General features: G+C 38.8%; 16 protein-coding genes and 1 pseudogene. 13 read left to right on the top strand and 4 right to left on the bottom strand.

The genetic code is table 11. The annotated features are described in order from the left end of the window. Positions 1–184: 184 nt before the first annotated feature. A complete protein-coding gene (locus DLJ74_RS02955) occupies positions 185–1066 on the bottom strand; it encodes an AraC family transcriptional regulator (RefSeq protein ID WP_245902248.1) in 882 nt (293 codons plus the stop codon). 170 nt (positions 1067–1236) lie between these two features. Here DLJ74_RS02955 and DLJ74_RS02950 point away from each other — a divergent pair. The 3 genes and pseudogenes from DLJ74_RS02950 to DLJ74_RS02940 all read left to right on the top strand — a co-directional run bounded on the left by DLJ74_RS02950 (position 1237) and on the right by DLJ74_RS02940 (position 4073). After that, positions 1237–1514 (top strand): annotated as a pseudogene (locus DLJ74_RS02950) (Atu4866 domain-containing protein). Beyond that, positions 1514–2245, top strand: a complete 732-nt coding sequence (locus DLJ74_RS02945) for an SDR family oxidoreductase (RefSeq protein ID WP_109983288.1) — start codon at positions 1514–1516, stop codon at positions 2243–2245. Before DLJ74_RS02950 ends, DLJ74_RS02945 begins: the two are co-directional and overlap by 1 nt. A 310-nt stretch (positions 2246–2555) precedes the next feature. Beyond that, positions 2556–4073 (top strand): bifunctional metallophosphatase/5'-nucleotidase, encoded by a 1518-nt coding sequence (locus DLJ74_RS02940; RefSeq protein ID WP_109983287.1) that lies wholly within the window; start codon positions 2556–2558, stop codon positions 4071–4073. Between the two features lie 180 nt (positions 4074–4253). On the opposite strand, the gene DLJ74_RS02935 is transcribed toward DLJ74_RS02940, so the two are convergent. Further along, positions 4254–5414, bottom strand: coding sequence for an MFS transporter (locus tag DLJ74_RS02935; protein WP_109983286.1), 1161 nt, complete (start codon positions 5412–5414; stop codon positions 4254–4256). Between the two features lie 82 nt (positions 5415–5496). Here DLJ74_RS02935 and yeiL point away from each other — a divergent pair, with 82 nt between their 5' ends. The 6 genes from yeiL (at position 5497) to DLJ74_RS02905 (ending at position 12890) form a co-directional block, all read left to right on the top strand. Continuing rightward, positions 5497–6165: a transcriptional regulator YeiL gene (gene yeiL, locus DLJ74_RS02930; protein ID WP_054789027.1), complete on the top strand. Its 669-nt coding sequence runs from the start codon at positions 5497–5499 to the stop codon at positions 6163–6165. A 258-nt stretch (positions 6166–6423) separates the two neighbouring features. Next, positions 6424–8475 carry a choice-of-anchor J domain-containing protein gene (locus tag DLJ74_RS02925; RefSeq protein ID WP_109983285.1) on the top strand — a complete coding sequence of 684 codons (2052 nt, stop codon included), beginning with the start codon at positions 6424–6426 and terminating at the stop codon, positions 8473–8475. Between the two features lie 479 nt (positions 8476–8954). Next, positions 8955–9692, top strand: a complete 738-nt coding sequence (locus DLJ74_RS02920) for a MerR family transcriptional regulator (RefSeq protein WP_109983284.1) — start codon at positions 8955–8957, stop codon at positions 9690–9692. Next, positions 9689–10624 (top strand): ABC transporter ATP-binding protein, encoded by a 936-nt coding sequence (locus tag DLJ74_RS02915; protein WP_109983283.1) that lies wholly within the window; start codon positions 9689–9691, stop codon positions 10622–10624. Before DLJ74_RS02920 ends, DLJ74_RS02915 begins: the two co-directional genes overlap by 4 nt. Continuing rightward, entirely contained in the window at positions 10624–11355 is a 732-nt protein-coding gene (locus tag DLJ74_RS02910; RefSeq protein WP_109983282.1) for an ABC transporter permease, read from the top strand. Before DLJ74_RS02915 ends, DLJ74_RS02910 begins: the two co-directional genes overlap by 1 nt. Positions 11356–11882: 527 nt before the next feature. After that, positions 11883–12890, top strand: coding sequence for a DUF3231 family protein (locus DLJ74_RS02905; protein WP_109983281.1), 1008 nt, complete (start codon positions 11883–11885; stop codon positions 12888–12890). Between the two features lie 296 nt (positions 12891–13186). Here DLJ74_RS02905 and DLJ74_RS02900 read toward each other — a convergent pair whose 3' ends face one another. After that, a complete protein-coding gene (locus DLJ74_RS02900; RefSeq protein WP_245902247.1) occupies positions 13187–13903 on the bottom strand; it encodes an AraC family transcriptional regulator in 717 nt (238 codons plus the stop codon). Between the two features lie 234 nt (positions 13904–14137). Between DLJ74_RS02900 and DLJ74_RS02895 the strand changes: the two genes are divergently transcribed. The 4 genes from DLJ74_RS02895 to DLJ74_RS02880 all read left to right on the top strand — a co-directional run bounded on the left by DLJ74_RS02895 (position 14138) and on the right by DLJ74_RS02880 (position 18325). After that, the gene (locus DLJ74_RS02895) at positions 14138–15682 is read left to right on the top strand and encodes an MGH1-like glycoside hydrolase domain-containing protein (RefSeq protein WP_109983280.1); all 1545 of its coding nucleotides are present in this window, start codon (positions 14138–14140) and stop codon (positions 15680–15682) included. A 379-nt stretch (positions 15683–16061) separates the two neighbouring features. Beyond that, the gene (locus DLJ74_RS02890; protein ID WP_109983279.1) at positions 16062–16862 is read left to right on the top strand and encodes a basic amino acid ABC transporter substrate-binding protein; all 801 of its coding nucleotides are present in this window, start codon (positions 16062–16064) and stop codon (positions 16860–16862) included. Between the two features lie 81 nt (positions 16863–16943). After that, the gene (locus tag DLJ74_RS02885; RefSeq protein WP_054789022.1) at positions 16944–17600 is read left to right on the top strand and encodes an amino acid ABC transporter permease; all 657 of its coding nucleotides are present in this window, start codon (positions 16944–16946) and stop codon (positions 17598–17600) included. A gap of 2 nt (positions 17601–17602) precedes the next feature. Continuing rightward, entirely contained in the window at positions 17603–18325 is a 723-nt protein-coding gene (locus DLJ74_RS02880) for an amino acid ABC transporter ATP-binding protein (protein WP_109983466.1), read from the top strand. A gap of 47 nt (positions 18326–18372) precedes the next feature. On the opposite strand, the gene DLJ74_RS02875 is transcribed toward DLJ74_RS02880, so the two are convergent. Then, complete coding sequence (locus DLJ74_RS02875) at positions 18373–19842, bottom strand: glycoside hydrolase family 1 protein (protein ID WP_109983278.1); 1470 nt, start codon at positions 19840–19842, stop codon at positions 18373–18375. Positions 19843–19852 lie beyond the last annotated feature (10 nt).

Raw genomic sequence — 19852 nt, 5'->3', positions numbered from 1 at the left:
CCCGCTAAAAAACAGGAGAAAAGACCTGTTATGGAGATTAATACCTCTACATCAACTATCTTAGTCAACTTTCCTATGAAGCTTTTTCTATATGTAAAAACTACAGAGGGTACCACTGAGAAGACGATCCATTAATAGTTTTTAATGGAACTGGTTTCCTACATAAGAGACCTCCCAATTATACTTAAAAAAATTCGAGTATCCGTTTTAAGTCTCTCTTGGGGGACAACCCGAACTTTCTACGGTATTCCCGGCTGAAATGAGACGGACTTTCATAACCTACTTGGAACGCAGCTTCGGCGGCTTCTAGATTTTCTGTTAAAAGTAGTCGACGTGCCTCTTGGAGCCGGATTTGTTTTTGATATTGGATCGGGCTCATGCCTGTAGCTTCCTTGAAATAATGATACAAGGATGAAGAACTCATTCTAGCTTCCTTCGCCAATTCCTCCACTTTCAATGGCTTTCTGTATTCATGGTTCAGTAGCTCAACCACCTTTGCAATTCGTTGATATTGACTGCCAACGAGTGCGAAATGCTTCAGGGTACCATTCTGATCATTCTGAAGAACTCGATATATGATCTCATGATGGATACTGGCCGCAAGTACTGGGATATCCTGTGGAGTCTCTAGCAATTTGATTAGTCGGATAACGGCTTCGAGGAGAGATTCGCTCTTTGGGTTGATTACCAGTCCTCGACCAGAGGAGTGTTTAGGAATTTCTTGATTCATGGATTGAATGACCTCGAACACTTGATTCATGTCAAGCTGTAGATTTACACATAAATAGGGCTTTTCTGGTGTTGCCTTTATGACCTGCCCTGTTATTGGCAAATGAACGGAAGCTGTCAAATAACTTGCTGAATCATATTTATAGCTCTCTTCCCCAAGTATGACTACCTTAGAGCCTTGTGCCACCACACATAATGATGGCTCGTAAACAGAATAAATCGGTTCAGAAACCTGGGATGCACGTACAAGGTGCAAACCTGGAATAGCCGTTTCATGCGTACCATCATTTATAACAAACCTCTCCATTAACTCAGCTAATTCTTTGTCTCGTCTCACGGTAACTCCTCCAACTTTTTCTGTACATGTATCAAGGTATCTTGCTATTTATATTATAGCCTTTTGGAGGATTAGGCAATGATTGTGTATTTCTCAGCTACCTCCCTCTATTCGTATTGAATTAAAATCATTTGTGTTCGCACTATTCAAATATGAAAGGAGATAGTGAAATGGCAAAAGAACATGTAAATTCGCATCCCTATGTCGGCATGTGGGTGACTTCAGATGGATACATTCGTCACGAGTTATTACCAAACGGAAGATACGATGAAGCTCGTGGGGACATCGAAAGTGCTTATCAGGGAAGAGCTATACTGTCAAAGGCAATCATATCGAGTATCAGGATGATACAGGCTTTACAGCCAATGGTGATTTTGTCAATGGAGTGCTGTACCATGCAGGTATGGTTCTATATCGGGAAGAACTTAGTGAAGGGAGAAAGGAGTGATGTCTGGACTAAATGGAAAAGTTGTTGTTATTACAGGGGCAAGTAGTGGAATTGGCGAAGCAACTGCACGACTACTTGCAAAGAGAGGTGTTCATATTGTAATCGGAGCAAGACGTTTAGAAAAGCTAGAAGCTATAGCATCTGCTATTCGTACAGAAGGTGGTTCTGTGATCGTTCAACAGCTCGACGTGACAGACCTTAAACAGATGCAGGCAATCATAGATGTAGCCGAAAGCCACTTTGGAGGAATCGATGCAATAGTGAACAATGCTGGTGTGATGCCACTCTCTCCGATGGATGCCTTAAAAACAGAGGAATGGAACCAGATGATTGATGTCAATATTCGCGGTGTTCTTAATGGAATTGCAGCAGGTATACCTATTATGAAAAAACAAGGCTTTGGGCATTTCCTTAACTTAGCATCTATTGGTGCTTACGAGGTATCCCCGACAGCGGCTGTTTACTGTGCTACCAAGTTTGCCGTTCGGGCAATTACAGATGGATTACGGCAAGAGATGGCGGGGCAAGGCATTCGAGTGACTCTCGTAGCTCCAGGAGTAACAGAATCAGAATTAGCTGGGAGCATAACAGACAATGAGGCAAAAGAGCTCATGAAAGAATATCGGCGCATTGCTCTCCCAGCTTCGGCTATTGCCCATGCAATCGCCTATGCTATTGAGCAACCGACTAATGTCGATGTGAATGAAATGGTGATTAGACCAGTAGTTTAGATTGACTTAAAGAACAATTCAGTTATCTCCGGTACGGTGGCAAGGTCTATGAGACCTAATGGACCACCGAGCAAGGCAAATCGGTGGCACCGTCGCCTGCTGGGTTAGACTTTCTACGGTTGCCAGAAGTTCTGGGGGAATCGCCAGAGGGTTGACCGTAGACGCTCTGGCACCGCTCAAAGCTGATTAAACCTCTGTTTTCCTTAAACGTTCTCTAAAGATTTAAGAAAATGTAACAATAAATTAAAATTCATTTGTTAAAATTTGCTGAAAGGAGATCTGAAATGTAAAAACTATAGGGAGGATACTAATGAAAAGACGACCCATTATTCTATTATTATTTGTAGTAATGATAACTGCTTTATTGACAGATGATGTAAATGCAAAAGCAGAAAGTAGTAATAGAAAAGCAACTATTCTATACTTTAATGATGCCCATGAGGTGAGTCCAGTTGTCAACGATTATGGAGATCGGGGTGGAGTGGCGAGGCTTAAAACAGCTATTGATCAGGTCCGAAAAAAGAATAAGCATACACTCGTAGCATTTGGTGGTGACTTAGGTGGAGGAACCTTATTTGGCGGTGTATATCAAGGGTTTCCGATGGTAGAAGCTTTCAATCGAATAGATATTGATATAGCCAATTTTGGACAGCATGATTTTGATTTCGGTTCTGAAGTGACGAAAGATTTAGTTAAGACATCAGCATTTCCGTGGATTTCTTCTAATTTAGTAGATCCAGAAGGAAACCCATTTGCCGACGTAGCCACCTATAAAATCTTTAATAAGCGGGGAATTAAAATTGGCATCATTGGACTTACGGATGATATGAATACCACAACAGTGGATGATCAAGTAAAACAGCAGGATATGATTCAGTCCGCAAAAAATGCTATTGCCAAGATGAAGAAAGCGAAAAAAGTCGATGTTATCATTGCCTTAACACAGGAAAGCCTGGAAAAAGACAAACAATTATTAGCAGCAGTTCCTGAAATAGACGCGGTCTTCACCGAAGAAAAGGCGGAAAATCAATCTTTTATCCATGAATGGAATGATCGATATATTTTTGCCCCAGAAGGCAATATTGGCTCAATTATCCAGTTGGATATTAGTAAAAAAGGAAAAAATATTCGCTTAACACCTAAAATCATTAAAGTCGATCACACGGTGCCGGAGGACCCGGAATTAAAGGCTTTTGCAGCTTACTATCAGGAAAAATTGGAAAAGGATTTAGGCCAACCCATTGCCCAAGTAGGAATACCACTCATCTATGGGGAAAACCATGAGTCAAGGTATCAAGAAACGAATATTGGTAATTTCATTGCGGATAGCTATCGTTCCTATTTCAAAGCAGACATTGGGCTAATGAATGGTGGTGGAATTCGTGCGAGCGTACCGGCAGGAAAATTTACATTGCGTGATGCTTATTCCATCCTTCCATTTCGGAATAAGGTGATTTTGGCTTCTGTTACAGGAGAAACGATTCGAACAGCTCTAGAACACGGAGTATCCAATGTAGAAAATCTGGGTGGCGGTTTTTTACAGGTTTCTGGAATCACCTATTCTTATGATCGGAGTAACCCGAAAGGAATGAGGGTTGGTCATATTTTAGTAAATAACCAACCACTTGAGCTACAAAAAAATTATACAGTCGCAATGCCTCATTATATTTTTAATGGTGGAGATGGATTTACGATGTTCGATCCGAATAAGCTAATGGTTGAAGAAACAAATGCTCGTACCGATGCGGAAGTGTTAATAGAGTACGCTAAAAATATAGGGGTCATCCATGAGACAATAGAAGGAAGGATTACGGTATTGGTAGACTAAGCTGTTTGCTTTCTATACAACATATATACTACCTGTGAGTAGTACCTTATTTAATGATTATGGAAACCCCAGGATATGCCAGGGGTTTCAGAAAGTTTTAGAGTGGTGACTTTTTTCCATTACACTCTTTAAATTATTATATATAGATTGGGATACCTTGACTTTCGAATAGTGCTACATCTAAATGTTCTTGCTATTTTCAAACCTTTTATATACAAGCGCCAGCAACATGGCAGGAATAGTACACAAAATCATCCCAATAAAGGATAGCTTCGGCTCGATCTCATACAAATATCCACCTAGAATCGTGAAAACAGCTGTGCTCCAGCTAAGGGCTAACGCGGAATAAACACCTTGTGCCTTTGGTATTTGTCGATGTGGAATGTTCTTAATTAAGTATTTCATAAAAGCATAATGTGCCATCGCGAACGATAATGCGTGCAATGTTTGGGCAATAGCGAATATGATTACATTCGGAAAGACAAAAACTAAAATCCACCGCGCAGATGAACCAATAGCTGAAATTGTCAGTAAGGCGCCAATCGAAAATTGATTAAATTTTTTATCGGCTATCGAGAAAAAGACAATTTCCGCAATTACGGCAATATTAATGATAAAACCAATCAAGTAGGTAGGTGCCTGAATCTCTTGTAAAAAAATATAGCCATAATTGTAATAAGTAGCATGTGATGCTTGTAATAAAATGACAATAACCAGAACTAGACGGAAATGCTTGATACGGAATAATTGAAATAGCCCTTCTTTTTTAGGTTGGTCCATTGGTGGCTTTTCGGATAAAATCATCGGCGTTTGTACAAAACCAAGGCTTACAAATCCGATGACACCACATAATAGTGACCAAAAAATGATTTCGTCTCCATATAAGCCTGTAAAAATGGTGATAATCATGCCGATGGAGACAAAGCCAATTGATCCCCATTGTCGACTTCTGCCATAATGTTTTAATTGTTTACTCTGCACCAGAACACCAGCAACACTATCTAAGGCAGGCATTAATGTTGGGTAAAACAGGTGTAGGGCGCTAGTAGCGATTAATAAACTGGTAAACGAATTTGCCGGTATGTAACAGACAATCGCCACAAGTGTTCCGATCCCCATTATACTCAGTAGTCTTTTACTACTAACCCTTGCAGATAGATAAGGAAAGGCAAATAAAGTAGAAACTCCCCTGACTACCAATCCTAAGCTCATGATCAAGCTAGCTTCTGAGACGGAAATCCCTTTTGTATCAATCATCCAACCTGACCAGTAGGGTAGAAAAATCCCCCATGTCAAAAAGAAGCTAAAAAAATGTATACTCATCCAGCGTTGTGTGCTCATTTCATGTCCCCCTCATAGATTGCATGATATCATGGAGATAGAATGAAGTAATAGGAGATATCTCATATTTTGAGGTGAAGGTATGGAAATTTATAAAAATAAAAAGAAAAAGATCTATTTGGAAAAGAACTCTATTGCCCATTTATTTTCCTTTCCCGTGGAGGATTTTATCGAAGTCCGTGAGTATCAACGGAATGATTGGATTATTCAAGAAGGTAGGAGACCAGATTATCTCTTTTACGTTATCGAGGGAAAAGCAAAAATATATATAACCCATCAAAATGGCAAGGTATCGTTAATTAATTTCATTAATGCAAAGGAATATATCGGAGAAATGGAATTATTACATGATGTGTATTATACAAAAGGGATTCAAGCATCAACGAAGACGATTTGTTTTGCTATTCCTATTCATTACTATCGCAAACAATTGCTAGAAGACGCGAAATTTCTACGGGAATTATCCAAGTTTTTGAGTGTAAAGGCTTCTATTATGGCAGCTAAATATACTCAAAGTCTAGCATTCCCGCTAGAAAACAGACTTGCGGATTTTATTTTACAAACGGCTGATGGAGGAATCTATAAGGAGAAGCATGTGACAGTTTGTGATTATTTAGGTGTTTCCTATAGGCACTTATTACATGTGCTTACCCAATTTTGTGAGAAGGGATACTTAGAAAAGGAAGGCAGAAACTATCAAATTAAGCAGCATCAATCCTTGCACGAACTTGCTGAGGTATTGAAAAATTAGAGAGGAAAATCGACAAGTATCCCATTTGTCGGTTTTCTTCTTCGTCAAGTGTTCCTACCAGGCTAAAACGTCACAATCTCCCGCAGAGCTCTCCTAATAAAGCCCTAATTTCTTGATTCAATAGGTAAAATCCCTGCCGAAGAATATCAGATTTTCACGATAAAAAACCCTTTTACTAGCCTAGTTTTGACAAATTATTTACAAATCTAGTGATAGGATAATAGGTATTACCTATTGATAATAGAAAGGAGAACGACTATGGGAAAAACTAAAAAAGTATTATTCCTGCTATCTTTTCTTGCGCTAGTAGGAGGTCTATCATTCCCTACGATGGCAAGTGCAGAGGATGGGGATGGGGAGTATAACCCAGATCCAACTGCTAAAGAGATAGATGCAGAATTTCGCTCTGAGACAGTAGAAGAGGCTCTGAAGGAAGGAAAGGTAGATTTTAGTAGAGCATTCATTCAAGGTAAACAAGCACAAACCCCTTCATCCGTCACACCTGATGATATTGGTGTTTCGAAGCCATGGGTGACGGTGAATAATGTAACAGGACAGTACGTCCTTACCTCTTTCACCCTAAAAGGTGTAGGCGAATATGGGGAGGTGTGGGTATCGAATGAACTGGCGTATCCGGAAGGAGATCCTAGAAATGAGGAAGAATTATCGGTTATTACCGATCAACAGGTTCAATATCTTTTAAATGAATTTGATGAAAAAATCTATGAACAAGAGGTGGAGTTCTTTGCCCCACCAGCTGAGCGAAAGGGAGATAACTCCATGTTCCCTGAATATCATCAGGACGATTCTGGGCGTGTGGTGATCTTAATCGATAATATTAAGGATGAGAATTATTATGACCCGAATTATCCGAGCTATATTGCAGGATATTTTTCTCCAGCTATCAGTGAATTTACCGATCGCAATGTCATGACGATTGATAGCTTTGATTGGGCAAGTCGGACAGGCCCTGATGCGGAACGCCCATTTTTATATGAAGGAACCTTTGCACATGAGTTCCAGCACCTATTACACCATGATAGTGATGGGGCCGAAGAAAACTTTATCAACGAAGGGCTAGCTGACTTTGCTCAATTTTTAGTAGGGTATGGTCATTCCGATTCACATGTCGACTTTTTCATGAATAATCTAAAAAACTCCTTAACCCAATGGGGGGATCAGTCCGATCTACAAATACTAGGTGACTACGGAGTTGCTTACCTTTTTCAGCTTTATCTGAATGAACAATTTGGATCAGAATTTCTTCAGAAGGAATTCAAGCATCCGGAACAAGGTATTGATAGTATTAATGCCGTTCTAGAAGAGATGGGAAGTAAGCGTGATTTTAAGGAAGTCTATCAAGATTTTATGATGGCATTAGTGATAGATGGAAAGTATCAAGGAGATAATAAGACCTACCAATTTCAATCCATAGACTTAGAACCTAATCTAGAAGCAGCAGCAGCGTTAGATAAGATCGCTCCAGCTTGGGGAACTGATATAAAATTTATTACACCGAATAAGAAGATTGATCATTTATATTTTAAAGGGATTGATTTCCTCAGTACTAACTGGGAGGCAGTCAGTGATCCAGATAAGGGTCAGGTCCTCTGGGGGAGTGAAGGGGACCAAGCCGATAATTTTCTTATAAAAGAGCTAGATCTCACTGGCGAAACCAATCCTGCTCTATCCTTTGAAACAAAATATGAAATCGAAGAAAGTTGGGACTATGGCGTGGTTCAAGTCTCAACAGATAATGGACAATCATGGACTTCGTTGGCCAATGAACATACAAGTGGTGAGGTAGATGAAAATGGCTATCCAGCAATCAAAGAAAATGTTCCAGGTTTTACTGGAAGCTCAGGTGGCTGGACAACAGAAAGCTTCGACCTATCGGCATATGCTGGTCAAAAGGTTCATCTCGCATTCCGCTACATGACAGACTGGGCTCATAATGAAGAGGGCTGGTACTTAGCCAATTTAAAAATAAATGATAGATTAATAGATACAATGGAATCGACGGAGTCTTTCATGAGCCTAGAGCAAGTAACAGAGGAGTATGTGGATTATCAAGTGCAGTTTATCGGATTTAAGAAAGGGAAGGCAAAAGGAAAAGCGAATCATGTGAAAGTCATTCAATTCCCAAATTTACTCAATATGAAGGAAAAGGATAAGATCGATCTGAAGGATATGTTAAAAAGCGCCCAATATTCTAAGATTTTAATGATGGTTACGTATGCACCTAAACCAGGTAAGGGTGGAAGTGCGGAGTATGATTATGAAGTAGTGATGAAGGGGAAAAGGAGATAGCTGATTCTCTTTTCATTGTGACCGGATGTATATAAATACAAAGGGTTGTGTGAATAAAAGCCGTTTGATGCTTGCAACATCTAACAGCTTAGTGCAATAGCCCTTTAAGGGAAATAACCACCTATTTGCTAACCGGCTTGGGTGGTTATTTTTTTAAAAAGAAATGGTGGTATAGCACAATTATTTTACTTCTAATTCGTACAGGTACATATTCCTTTCTTACTTTCATTCACATACTTATTTCTTTCAGCGAAGGATAAGATGATTAATGTTATTAAAGATAAGATGCAAGTAATTATTACATTCCAATACGTATACTTTGTGGACAATTAAATTCCTCTTCCTCTTTTCCCGCATGCCTTCAACGAGCCGTTACCTACAGGTAAACGTAAATCTCTTTTTAAAATTTTTTCATTTAACTATTGAACAACACGTTACGTGCTGTTTTATACTATAGAAAATAAAGATGAGGTGAAGTAATGTACACGATTGGAAAACTCTCGAAAAATACAGGAGTTACTGTGAGGACATTGGATTATTATGATGAAATTGGTCTGATTAAACCTTCATCAAAAACGGAGGGAGGGCACCGCTTATACAGTGAGGATGACGTTATGCGGCTGGAACGAGTTTTAGCTTTAAAATATATGGGATTTTCACTGGAGCAAATTAAAGATATTCTGGAAAATTCCACTTCGACCTGGCAAGAGTCGATCCAGCAGCAGCTGGAATTGGTTAAACGAGAACAGGAACGTCTGCAGGTCCTGGAGCAAGCACTGCTTGGTATCTCGTATTCCATTGAGATCGAGGGAGAAATTAACTGGAAAATTATTTTTAATATTATTCAGCTTTATCAACAGGATCCTGAAGATGCCTTACAGCAATATAAAGATTACTTGAATGATGATGAAATGAAAAAAATCATGGATATGAATGTGCAAAATATGAGTGAGGAGGACATAAGGAGATGGATGAAGGTCATTCATGATATCAAAAATAATCTGAACATTGATCCGGCTTCAGAAAAGGCACAGCAGCTGGTGGAAAGCTGGTTAAACCAAGCAGAGAAAATGTATGGAAATGATGAAGAATTACTGGGAGATATGTGGGAAGCACTGCAAAATTTAAAGGAAGGCATTGCTTTTTACCCAATGAACAAAGATGTTATTCAATTCATTGAACGTGTTTTTATAGTAAAGGAGGAATTAAAAAAATGATCCTCGATATAAAAGGTGTTACGAAGATTTTTCGTAGTAAAGGAGAATCCAAAATTGTTGCCAATGACAACATCACATTTTCGATTAATGAAGGAGAAATATTTGGGCTTCTTGGACATAATGGTGCAGGAAAAACGACGTTGGTTAATCAAATATTAGGACTATTAACACCTGATCATGGTGACATTCATTTGCTGGGGGAATCAGTAATGCAATCATCTGCACGTGCCAGGTCCATTTGTTCCGTACAGCCGCAATCCCAAGTGTCATTGGGCTTACTTACTCCAAAGCAGGCAGTGACGCTGATAGGGAAAATGCGGATGGGTAAAAAGTTTGAACCAAAGCGGGTGGGGGCGCTATTTGAAGCGTTGGATATGGGGGCTTGGGCGAATACAGAAGGCGAAAAACTGTCAGGGGGAGTGCGAAGGCTGACAGCCTTTTGTATGGCGGTGATCGCCCCAGGTGAGTTAGTGATCCTTGATGAGCCAACGAATGATGTTGATCCGGTTCGCCGAAGTTACCTTTGGCAGGTAATACGGGACTTGACGAAAAACGGGAGCTCCGTTATTTTAGTAACGCACAATGTTCTCGAAGCAGAAAAGGCAGTGGATCGGGTGGCTATTATGGATAAAGGAAAAATAGTGACACAAGGGAATCCATCGGAAGTAAAAAGTTTAGTAGGAGACCGAATGCGAATAGAACTTAGTCTGGAAAAGGAATTTAAAAATATCGAGGTTCCTGGCTGGGCACTTTCCCCGCATCAAAACGGATCCCGTCTTATTTTCTCTTTAGACCCCTCAAAAGTATCATCCACGATTGATTGGGCAAAGAATCAGACAGATAAAGGACTTGTTATAGACTACTCCCTGTCTCCCACTACAATTGAGGATGTTTATATTGAATTAACATCTAAAAAGGGGGTAGTATCGTAATGAATATGGCCAGCCATTATCAGTATGTTTTTCAAATGCAGCTTCTTAGAAATGCAGGGTTTTTTATATTTATGGCTTTATTACAAATACTGATATCCATAGGGATTGTTATAGGATTTTCCTATCTTATACCAAACCCTGATACGGAAACGATTCTATTTTTAGCAACAGGAGCCCCAACGATTATTTTGATTATTGCAGGAATGGTTATCCTGCCTCAGCAAATTGGTACTGCAAAGACAGATGGATATATGGAGTACATGCGTACCTGGCCTGTGAGTCGCTCCGTTATCCTAGGGGCAGATACAACCATATGGTTATTGATTACCTTGCCGGGAATAATTGTTTCATCTATTGTTGCACACCTCATGTTCACTCCGGGATATGATATCTCTTGGACGGTAGTTCCGGCACTACTCATGATTGCATTAACTTCAATTGGTGTTGGATATGGATTTTCGTATCTGTTGTCACCTACATCCTCAATGGGTATTTCCCAGGTTGTTGTATTTGGAGCACTTATGTTTTCACCGGTAAATTTCCCAATGGATCGGCTGCCCGAATGGCTTCAGTCACTTCATGCAGTGTTACCAATTTATTCGATGGCAGAAGTGATGCGTGCTTCCCTAGCTGCATCTACCTTTGATGCAACGATGGGAAATTATATTAATTTAATGGTATGGTGCATTTTAGGATATGGTGGTGCTATATTTATTTTGAATCGGAAATAACGGTAAAAAAAGGAAAAAGGACTTGGAGGGAAGTCCTTTTTCTGTTTCTGTGCATTAGCATTGCTTATATAACAGTCTAATTTGTCCTGCTAATTTACAAAAGGCTGCTAAAAAAGATAAGCATATAATAAAATACATACATTATTTAGATTATTGCTGGATTCTTCAAGCTATAATTTCAACTAAAATCGAGCATTTCCCTCGATCATATGAAGAAGCATTATTAAGAGTTCAGTGCCAAACTCCGTATTCATTAATTTTTTATGTACATATCAATATAACGGACACGTTCAATAGTAAAGACTAAATTTTTTTGGCAAGGTTCTCTTTATCCATTATCTATGAGCACAACTATGCTAATTATATCTCTTACTGAACTAACCTGCTCGTAAGAAATACTTAATAATTATCAATAAAAATCGTGGTCTAACTAAGAATTTGAAATTTAGAATCACTTATTTACATATTATTCTTTGTTCTGTAAAGGATATAAATAACAATCATCTTAAATCACCTTGGAGGTTTCGATGAGAAACAATAATATTAGACTTACTTCAACTGAAATTGGCGGCATGTGGACTACATATATGCAAGATAGTATGGCTGTTTGTTTTTTTAAATATTTTCAACATCATACAGAAGATAACGAAATTTTGACAATAGTTGAAGAAGCATTAGTTACGTCACAAAATCACCTTAAACAAATTGAAAAAATATTTAATGAAGAAAACCTTCCAATTCCAAACGCTTTTACAGAAAATGATTACCATTTATCAACTCCACCATTATTTTATGATTTATTTTCACTTTCTTTTGTGTACGGTCTGAGTCGACTCGCAATGCCTACATATGGAAATATTGTTTCCACTGTGGCTCGTAAAGATATTGTTGAATTTTTCAGCAATTGTATGATTACTTCAAAAGACTTATATAACAAAACTCTAAAACTTATGCTTTCTAAAGGGATTTATGATAGACCCCCTAAAATTCCATATCCTAAAGAAGTTTCATTTGCTTCGGATAAATCATATTTAGGGAATTTTTTCGGAAGCAAAAGACCTTTAAATGTAGTAGAGTTAACCGAATTATTCTTTCAAATTGAACAAAACTATTTTGGTACTATTTTACTCACTGGTTTTCTACAAGTGGTAAAAGATAAAGAAATTAAACAGTATTTCAAGACGGGTAAAAAACTAGCAGAAAAACAAATTAATATTAGTATTGAAATTCTTCGAAAGGATGGTATGCAAGGCAATGTTCCCGTTAGTTTAGAAGTAACAGACTCCACTACTGCACCATTTTCTGATAAATTAATGCTTTATATTATTAACTCGTTGAACTCTAGTTGGATTAATTATCTAGGACATGCTCTTTCTACAACAATGAGAAAGGATTTAGGTACAAAATATTTCCGACTTCTACCTGAAATCTTAACGTATGCAGAAGAAGGACTTGAATTATTAATCGAACGTAACTGGTTTGAGCAGCCACCACAATCGTTAGACAGAGAAAAACTAATAAAACAAGAAAAATAATTTTTTTAAATTACTTTTAAATAATCACGCTTTAAAAAATTTAATATCAACATAAACTACATGAACTAGAATTTTTTGATTACAAAACCTCTACAACGAAACTGATTCTTTAAAAAAAGAGTTGATATAGGTTATCTGCTTTAATTATTTGAAGAGTACATATTGAGATTGTCATATAATGACTTGTAGAGTTTACATTTAAATTTTTCTTACTTTTCATACTGTTTACGGAACTGTAGTGGTGAGATTCCCTCTTGCTGCTTAAAGCAACTTGAAAAATACGGTGAGTATTGAAATCAGACATAATCTGCAATTCGAGTAATCGTCCAGTCTGTCTTGATCAAAAGAAGTTTGGCTTGGTCCAGTCTATATTGATGAAGGTAGGCCATTGGGGTACAGTGAAAAACCTCCCGCATACACCGGATAATATAATTTGAGTGAAAATGCAAAGCCTCTGATAAATCTCTATTACTTATTCGTGAACGATAGTGCCTTTTGATATATGCTTCCGTCATCTCTGCAAGCTGTATGGAAGGTGAAAGAACCTCTGTTTTTTGCTTATTCTCAATAATTTTCAGCAAATCGATGAACAATTGTTGTTCCTGCCAGAAAGCATGACTTCGATGTTCCGTAGATAGTCTAATTAAACGTTGGATTAAATCGTATACCTGCGTTGATTCAGTCATGTCTTCATATTTAGGTAGCATGATGTGATATGACTCTATTCTGCTCAACTTGCCCTTCCCTCTGAAATTTGAAACAGAGGAATGAGCGTCGTTCTCCTCCGGTCGGGCTGCTTCCTTAAAATGTAGCCAATAAAAACAAGTCTCATCATCACATGGATTTACTGCGTAATGATACTTATCCGGGCACAATATGAGCATTTGGCCAGGAGAAACCGCCCAGTTCTGATCTTCTTCCCCTATATAAAGTCTACCACTGACGACTACCAACAAATCGAAGACACCAATACGATTTCGATCAGGATGCTGTTCTCCCGGAAAGTAGGTCACTTTGCCACATTCCAAATAATAAGGCAACGGTGGTGAATAGATGGAAAGGTGTTTAGTTGCGCTGATTTAGACCATCCCTCTCTGCTTAAAATATATTAGTGTGAAATTTTATAATAATTAGGTTGGATTCACTTATATTTTCTATTTATTATAAACGTTATAATACTATTTTGTAAGGTTACTATTTTGATGTTTTTATTTTGATAGAACACGTAGAAAGGTAGAGATTGTATCATGTTGTTAACTCCAGAAACTTTTAAAAAACATTTCGAAACGTTTAACAGGCATGACGAAGAAACTGTTATCCAGCATGTTGATAATGCTACAGCCTGGGACTGGCTTCGTGATCAGATTCCTCTTTTTCATTGTCCTGATTCTTACTTAGAAGAGACTTATTATTTTCGCTGGTGGGTGTATCGAAAACATATTAAGCTAACTTCTGACGGATTCGTGATTACGGAGTTTCATCCCTCCGTATCTTGGGCAGGTAAGCATAACACGATCAACTGTGCTGTAGGACATCATTTAAATGAAGGTCGTTGGCTGCGAAACCGCCAAGACTTTTTAAAGGATTATATCTTGTTTTGGTTTAAAGGGAACGGAAATCTCCGCTCTTATAGCTGTTGGATAGCAGATGCTGTTTGGAATTATTGTAAAGTAGATGGTGACTTCCAGCTCGCAATTGATTTACTACCGGATATGATCGAGAACTATATAATGTGGGAGAAAAGTAATCGGAACGAAAGTGGCTTATTCTGGTCAATTGACGACCGCGATGCAATGGAGATTTCTATTAGCGGATCTGGTCTAAGACCAACTCTGAATGCCTATATGTATGCCGATGCAATGGCGATTGCCAACATTGCACGCCTAGCAGGAGATGATGAGTCGAACAAAAGGTTTAAGGAAAAGGCGAATCAGTTAAAACAGCTTGTCCAAAAGTATTTATGGGACGAGCATGCGCAGTTCTTCAAGGTCATCCCACTGAAAAACTCAAATGACATGGTCAAATATTGGGATTTCCAAAAGATGGACCCAGCTTATAACGTACGCGAGCTACTTGGATATATCCCTTGGGCTTTCCATCTTCCAGACTCTGGTTACGAACAAGCGTGGACGCAGTTATTAGATACTGAAGGTTTCTATGCTCCTTACGGGCCCACAACTGCAGAACAACGTCATTCTCGATTCATGTTTTCCTATGAGCACGAATGTCTATGGAATGGACCGTCTTGGCCATTCGCCACATCTCAGACGTTAACGGCAATGGCTAACGTATTAAATGATTATGAACAGCAAGTGATTCATAAAGAAGATTACTGGAACATACTAAGCACTTATGCGCAATGTCATTACCGTACAAATGCTGACGGCAAGTCGGTATCCTGGTTGGATGAAAATATTGATCCTTTTACAGGTGAATGGCTGTCCAGACGGATATTAGAGGAATGGGGTTGGCCAGAAAACAAAGGTGGCCGTGAACGTGGGAAGGACTATAACCATTCTACATTTAACGATCTAATCATTACCGGACTCATTGGGTTTCGTGTAAGAGAAGATGGTAGTTTTGAGGTGAATCCACTTGTTCCTAAAGAATGGGAATATTTCTGTTTAGACTGTTTGTATTCTCATGGCAAAGAAATCACTATCATTTATGACAAGCTCGGCCTTCAGTACAACATGGGAATAGGTTTAGCCGTTTATATTGACGGTATAAAGGTTGCATGCTCGGAGGAATTAGGTCGTCTTGTCGTTCTTAGCAATGTTAATAACATCTAATGAGCCACATTACCCAATAAGAATCCTCCCTCCAATGTGAAGAGGGCGGTTCTTTTATTTTAGTGCACATGAAGAATCTACTATGCACTAAAGAATGACGACTTTTTTATTCAACATTCCTATAATTCTACACAACCTTACTAAAGCTAAGTAAGGTTATTTTTCATTATTCTTGAAAATTCAATCTTAGAGGATATGACAGTATACCTAACTCTCTATAAGGATTTCTACATAATTAACGATATAAGTAACGATAGCTTAAAAAACATAAACATATCCTCACAAACCAATATTAATCTAATTTGGAAATAAGAGATTGGATCGATACAATAGATAAGGTTGCTTTTATTACATTATTTTGGGTAGGAGGATATACATAATGAATAAACAAAGGAAAAACACTTTTGTTCAAAAGGGTATATTGATCGTTTTAGTTGGTGTCATTGCCCTAGTCTTAGCAGGATGTGGAACAAGTGATACTACTAGTAACGCATCGGGTGAAACAAAAGAAGAAATCATCGTAGCAGCTGTTCAAGATTACCCACCATTTGAATATAAAGAAGATGGAAAATTAACAGGTTTTGATGTCGAATTAGTGGAAGCGATTGCAGATAAGGCGAATCTATCGGTTAAATGGAAAACGATGAAATTTGATGGAATTATTCCGGCACTTCAAGCTAATCAGGTAGACGCAGCTGTGTCGGCTATTGGAATAAGAGAGGATCGTTTAGAAGTGGTTCATTTCTCTGATCCCTATTTTGAATCTGGTTTATCCTTAATTACTTTAAAAGATAGTGCAGTTGAGGAAGAGGCAGATTTAGAGGGAAAAACAATCGTAGCCAAACAAGGAACGTCCAGTCTGAAGTTAGCGAATGAGCTTGCAGAAAAATATAATGCAAAAGTCACGAAGCTCCAGGATGATGCGACAATGTATATGGAATTAGAAAATGGTAATGCCGATGCGGTGATCAATGATTATCCTAGTGTTGCTTATAAAATCAACCAAGATGGAGGGGACTCCAAGCTTCGATTAGTTGGGGATAAGTATCCGAGTGAAGACTACGGAATTGCCATTTCAAAAGGTAGTGAAGAGCTAGTAGACAAAATCAATACTGGTCTTCAGGAGCTAAAGGATAGCGGTGAGTTTGACGAGCTTTATAGCAAGTATTTTGCTGAATAAGAAGTCACCGGAAAAATTTGATCCAACCAAAAGGTGTGGCGGCTTGTCACACCTTTTCTAAGAGAAAGAGGGATACCACGTATGATGGAATCGATAAATATAATTCTTGAGGGATTACCCACCTTGTTAAAAGGGATGGGGATGACAGTAGAAGTAACGGTTATATCACTTATTCTTGCCATGATTATCGGACTGATACTGGGTGTATTTAGTATTACGAAAAGTAAAGTCTTAAGAGCGATTGCCACTGCTTTTGTGGATATCATTCGCGGGACACCATTACTTGTGCAAATCTTATTTATTTACTTCGGTATACCCAGTGTAGTCGATATCAGTCTTACCGCATTTTCTGCAGGTGTGATCGCGATAACAGTTAATGCTACGGCCTATTTAGTCGAAATATTCCGTGCGGGAATTAATTCGATTGATAAAGGGCAAATGGAGGCAGGAAGAACAATCGGGCTTTCTTACGCCCAAACAATGAGGCTGATTATCTTGCCACAAGCTACACGGCGTATGATTCCGGCATTTGTTAATCAATTTATTGTCAGCATTAAGGATACCTCACTCCTTTCCGTGATCGGGTTGGCCGAACTAACTTTATCTGGACAGTCTATTTACGCGGTTAATTTTCGTGCATTCGAAATACTATTTGCGGTTGGTGTATTATATTTTGTTATTATTTATTCCTTAACCTTATTCTCTCGTTGGCTTGAAAGGAGATTAGATGTCGCATGAAAATGATTGAAATTCAAAATCTTAAAAAATCCTTTGGGGAGTTAGAGGTTCTAAAGGATATTAATATGAGTGTGGATGCACAAGAAGTAGTGTGTGTTATCGGCCCTTCTGGTTCAGGAAAGAGTACCTTATTACGTTGTATGAATCGATTAGAAGAACCTACAGCTGGGGATATTTTTATTGAGGGAGATAATCTGACTTCTTCTAAGACAAATATTAACGAGTTACGCCAGCGGATGGGAATGGTATTTCAACAATTTAATCTCTTCCCACACATGACCGTAATGGAAAACATTACGCTTGGACCGAAACGATTAAAGGGTAAATCTCCAGCAGAAGCAAAGGATTTAGGAATAAAGCTACTCACAAAAGTCGGATTAGTAGACAAGGCGGAGACCTATCCCGATAACTTGTCTGGCGGACAAAAGCAACGGATAGCAATGGCTCGTGCCCTAGCGATGGAACCTCACATTATGTTATTTGACGAGCCTACCTCCGCTCTCGATCCTGAAATGGTCGGAGAGGTCCTTCAGGTTATGAAGGATTTAGCGGAAGAAGGAATGACGATGATCATCGTGACACATGAAATGGGCTTTGCCAAGGAAGTCGCCGATCGTGTAATTTTTATGGATGAAGGCTTCATTGTAGAACAAGGAACGCCTGATGAATTATTTAACCATCCACAAAACGCGAGAACCCAAGCATTTTTGTCAAAAGTATTATAGCAAAGGAGAAGTGCGCTACCTCAAAAGGTAACGCACTTGATCACTTCTTATAATTCTTCCCCATTCGTAGCAATCACTTGCTTATACCAATCAAAAGAATCCTTCTTGGAACGGTTTAATGTTCCATTTCCGTCATCGTCTTGGTCGACATAGATAAATCCATAACGCTTCGACATTTCTGATGTGGACATACTGATTAAGTCGATTGGCCCCCAAGCTGTATAACCCATTAGGTCCACGCCATCTTTGACAGCTTCCTTCATTTGCTCGATATGTTTTCTTAAATAGTCGATTCGGTAGTCATCATGGATGGATCCATCTTCGTCGACTTTATCAAAGGCACCAAGTCCATTTTCCACAATGAATAATGGCAGGTTATAGCGGTTGTGGAAATCACGAAGCGCTACACGAAGCCCTTTAGGATCGATTTGCCAGCCCCAATCTGAGGTTTCGAGGTATTCATTTTTGACCGCACCTTTAATCATATTCCCTGCTACCTCGTCATGCTCCCCTTGAGTAGCTACCGTCATCGACATGTAATAGCTGAAGGAAATGAAATCTACGGGATATTGCTTCAAAATTTTATCATCGCCGATTTCTTTTTCAATCGTGATGTTATTTTCCGCAAAGTAGCGATTCATGTAGCTAGGGTATTCGCCTTTTGCATGAACATCCGTAAAGAAAAGGTTGAGATCATTCTGATGCTGTGCTTCCAAGATATCATCTGGATTATTCGTATGGGGATATGTCTGCATACGTGCAAGCATACAACCAACTTGTACATCAGGAATAATCTCATGAGCCAATTTCGTAGCGAGTGAACTTGCCACGAATTGATGATGTGCCGCTTGATAGGCAATTTGTTCTTTTGTTTTATCAGGGACTTTATCCACTAATATTCCGCCACCAGTGTATGGGCTATGTGTGATCACATTGATTTCATTAAAGGTCAACCAGTATTTCACTTTATCTTTATAACGAGTGAAGACTGTTTCGGCATACTTTGTAAAGAAACCAATCACGCGACGGTCATACCAGCCATTGTATTTACGAGATAGTTCAAGTGGTGTTTCATAGTGTGATAATGTCACCAATGGCTCGATATCATATTTTTTTAGTTCATCGAAGACATTATCGTAAAATTGTAGTCCTGCTTCATTCGGTTCTGCATCATCTCCATTTGGAAAAATACGTGCCCAGTTGATGGAGAGACGGAATACTTTGAAGCCGAGCTCTGCAAATAGCGCGATATCCTCTTTGTAACGGTGATAGAAGTCGATGCCGTCCCTTTTCGGGTAGCGGTCGTTTACTTTACCTGCTAAGACATCTTCAATATAGTCTGCGGTCACATCCATGGAGAAATTGTGGATGCCTCGCTCTTCTTTCGGAATATACTTTACCATATCGGCTGTGGAAAGGCCTTTTCCATCCTCATTATAGGCTCCCTCTACTTGATTGGCAGCTGTAGCACCACCCCATAAAAATTCAGGCTTGAAACCTTTGATTGCTTTTGTCATGAAATGTCAC

The organism is Gracilibacillus dipsosauri (genome assembly GCF_003176895.1).
GTDB classification, from domain to species: domain Bacteria; phylum Bacillota; class Bacilli; order Bacillales; family Amphibacillaceae; genus Gracilibacillus; species Gracilibacillus dipsosauri.
The sequence above is the reverse complement of the archived record's forward strand: the minus strand, read 5'-3'. Positions and strand labels throughout refer to the sequence as shown.

Coding starts and splice junctions, on each gene's coding strand:
- DLJ74_RS02945 (WP_109983288.1), top strand. CDS start 1,514: ATGTCTGGACTAAATGGAAAAGTTGTTGTTATTACAGGGGCAAGTAGT.
- DLJ74_RS02885 (WP_054789022.1), top strand. CDS start 16,944: ATGATGGAATCGATAAATATAATTCTTGAGGGATTACCCACCTTGTTA.
- DLJ74_RS02915 (WP_109983283.1), top strand. CDS start 9,689: ATGATCCTCGATATAAAAGGTGTTACGAAGATTTTTCGTAGTAAAGGA.
- DLJ74_RS02895 (WP_109983280.1), top strand. CDS start 14,138: ATGTTGTTAACTCCAGAAACTTTTAAAAAACATTTCGAAACGTTTAAC.
- yeiL (WP_054789027.1), top strand. CDS start 5,497: ATGGAAATTTATAAAAATAAAAAGAAAAAGATCTATTTGGAAAAGAAC.
- DLJ74_RS02940 (WP_109983287.1), top strand. CDS start 2,556: ATGAAAAGACGACCCATTATTCTATTATTATTTGTAGTAATGATAACT.
- DLJ74_RS02920 (WP_109983284.1), top strand. CDS start 8,955: ATGTACACGATTGGAAAACTCTCGAAAAATACAGGAGTTACTGTGAGG.
- DLJ74_RS02905 (WP_109983281.1), top strand. CDS start 11,883: ATGAGAAACAATAATATTAGACTTACTTCAACTGAAATTGGCGGCATG.
- DLJ74_RS02935 (WP_109983286.1), bottom strand. CDS start 5,414: ATGAGCACACAACGCTGGATGAGTATACATTTTTTTAGCTTCTTTTTG.
- DLJ74_RS02925 (WP_109983285.1), top strand. CDS start 6,424: ATGGGAAAAACTAAAAAAGTATTATTCCTGCTATCTTTTCTTGCGCTA.
- DLJ74_RS02910 (WP_109983282.1), top strand. CDS start 10,624: ATGAATATGGCCAGCCATTATCAGTATGTTTTTCAAATGCAGCTTCTT.
- DLJ74_RS02880 (WP_109983466.1), top strand. CDS start 17,603: ATGATTGAAATTCAAAATCTTAAAAAATCCTTTGGGGAGTTAGAGGTT.
- DLJ74_RS02875 (WP_109983278.1), bottom strand. CDS start 19,842: ATGACAAAAGCAATCAAAGGTTTCAAGCCTGAATTTTTATGGGGTGGT.
- DLJ74_RS02890 (WP_109983279.1), top strand. CDS start 16,062: ATGAATAAACAAAGGAAAAACACTTTTGTTCAAAAGGGTATATTGATC.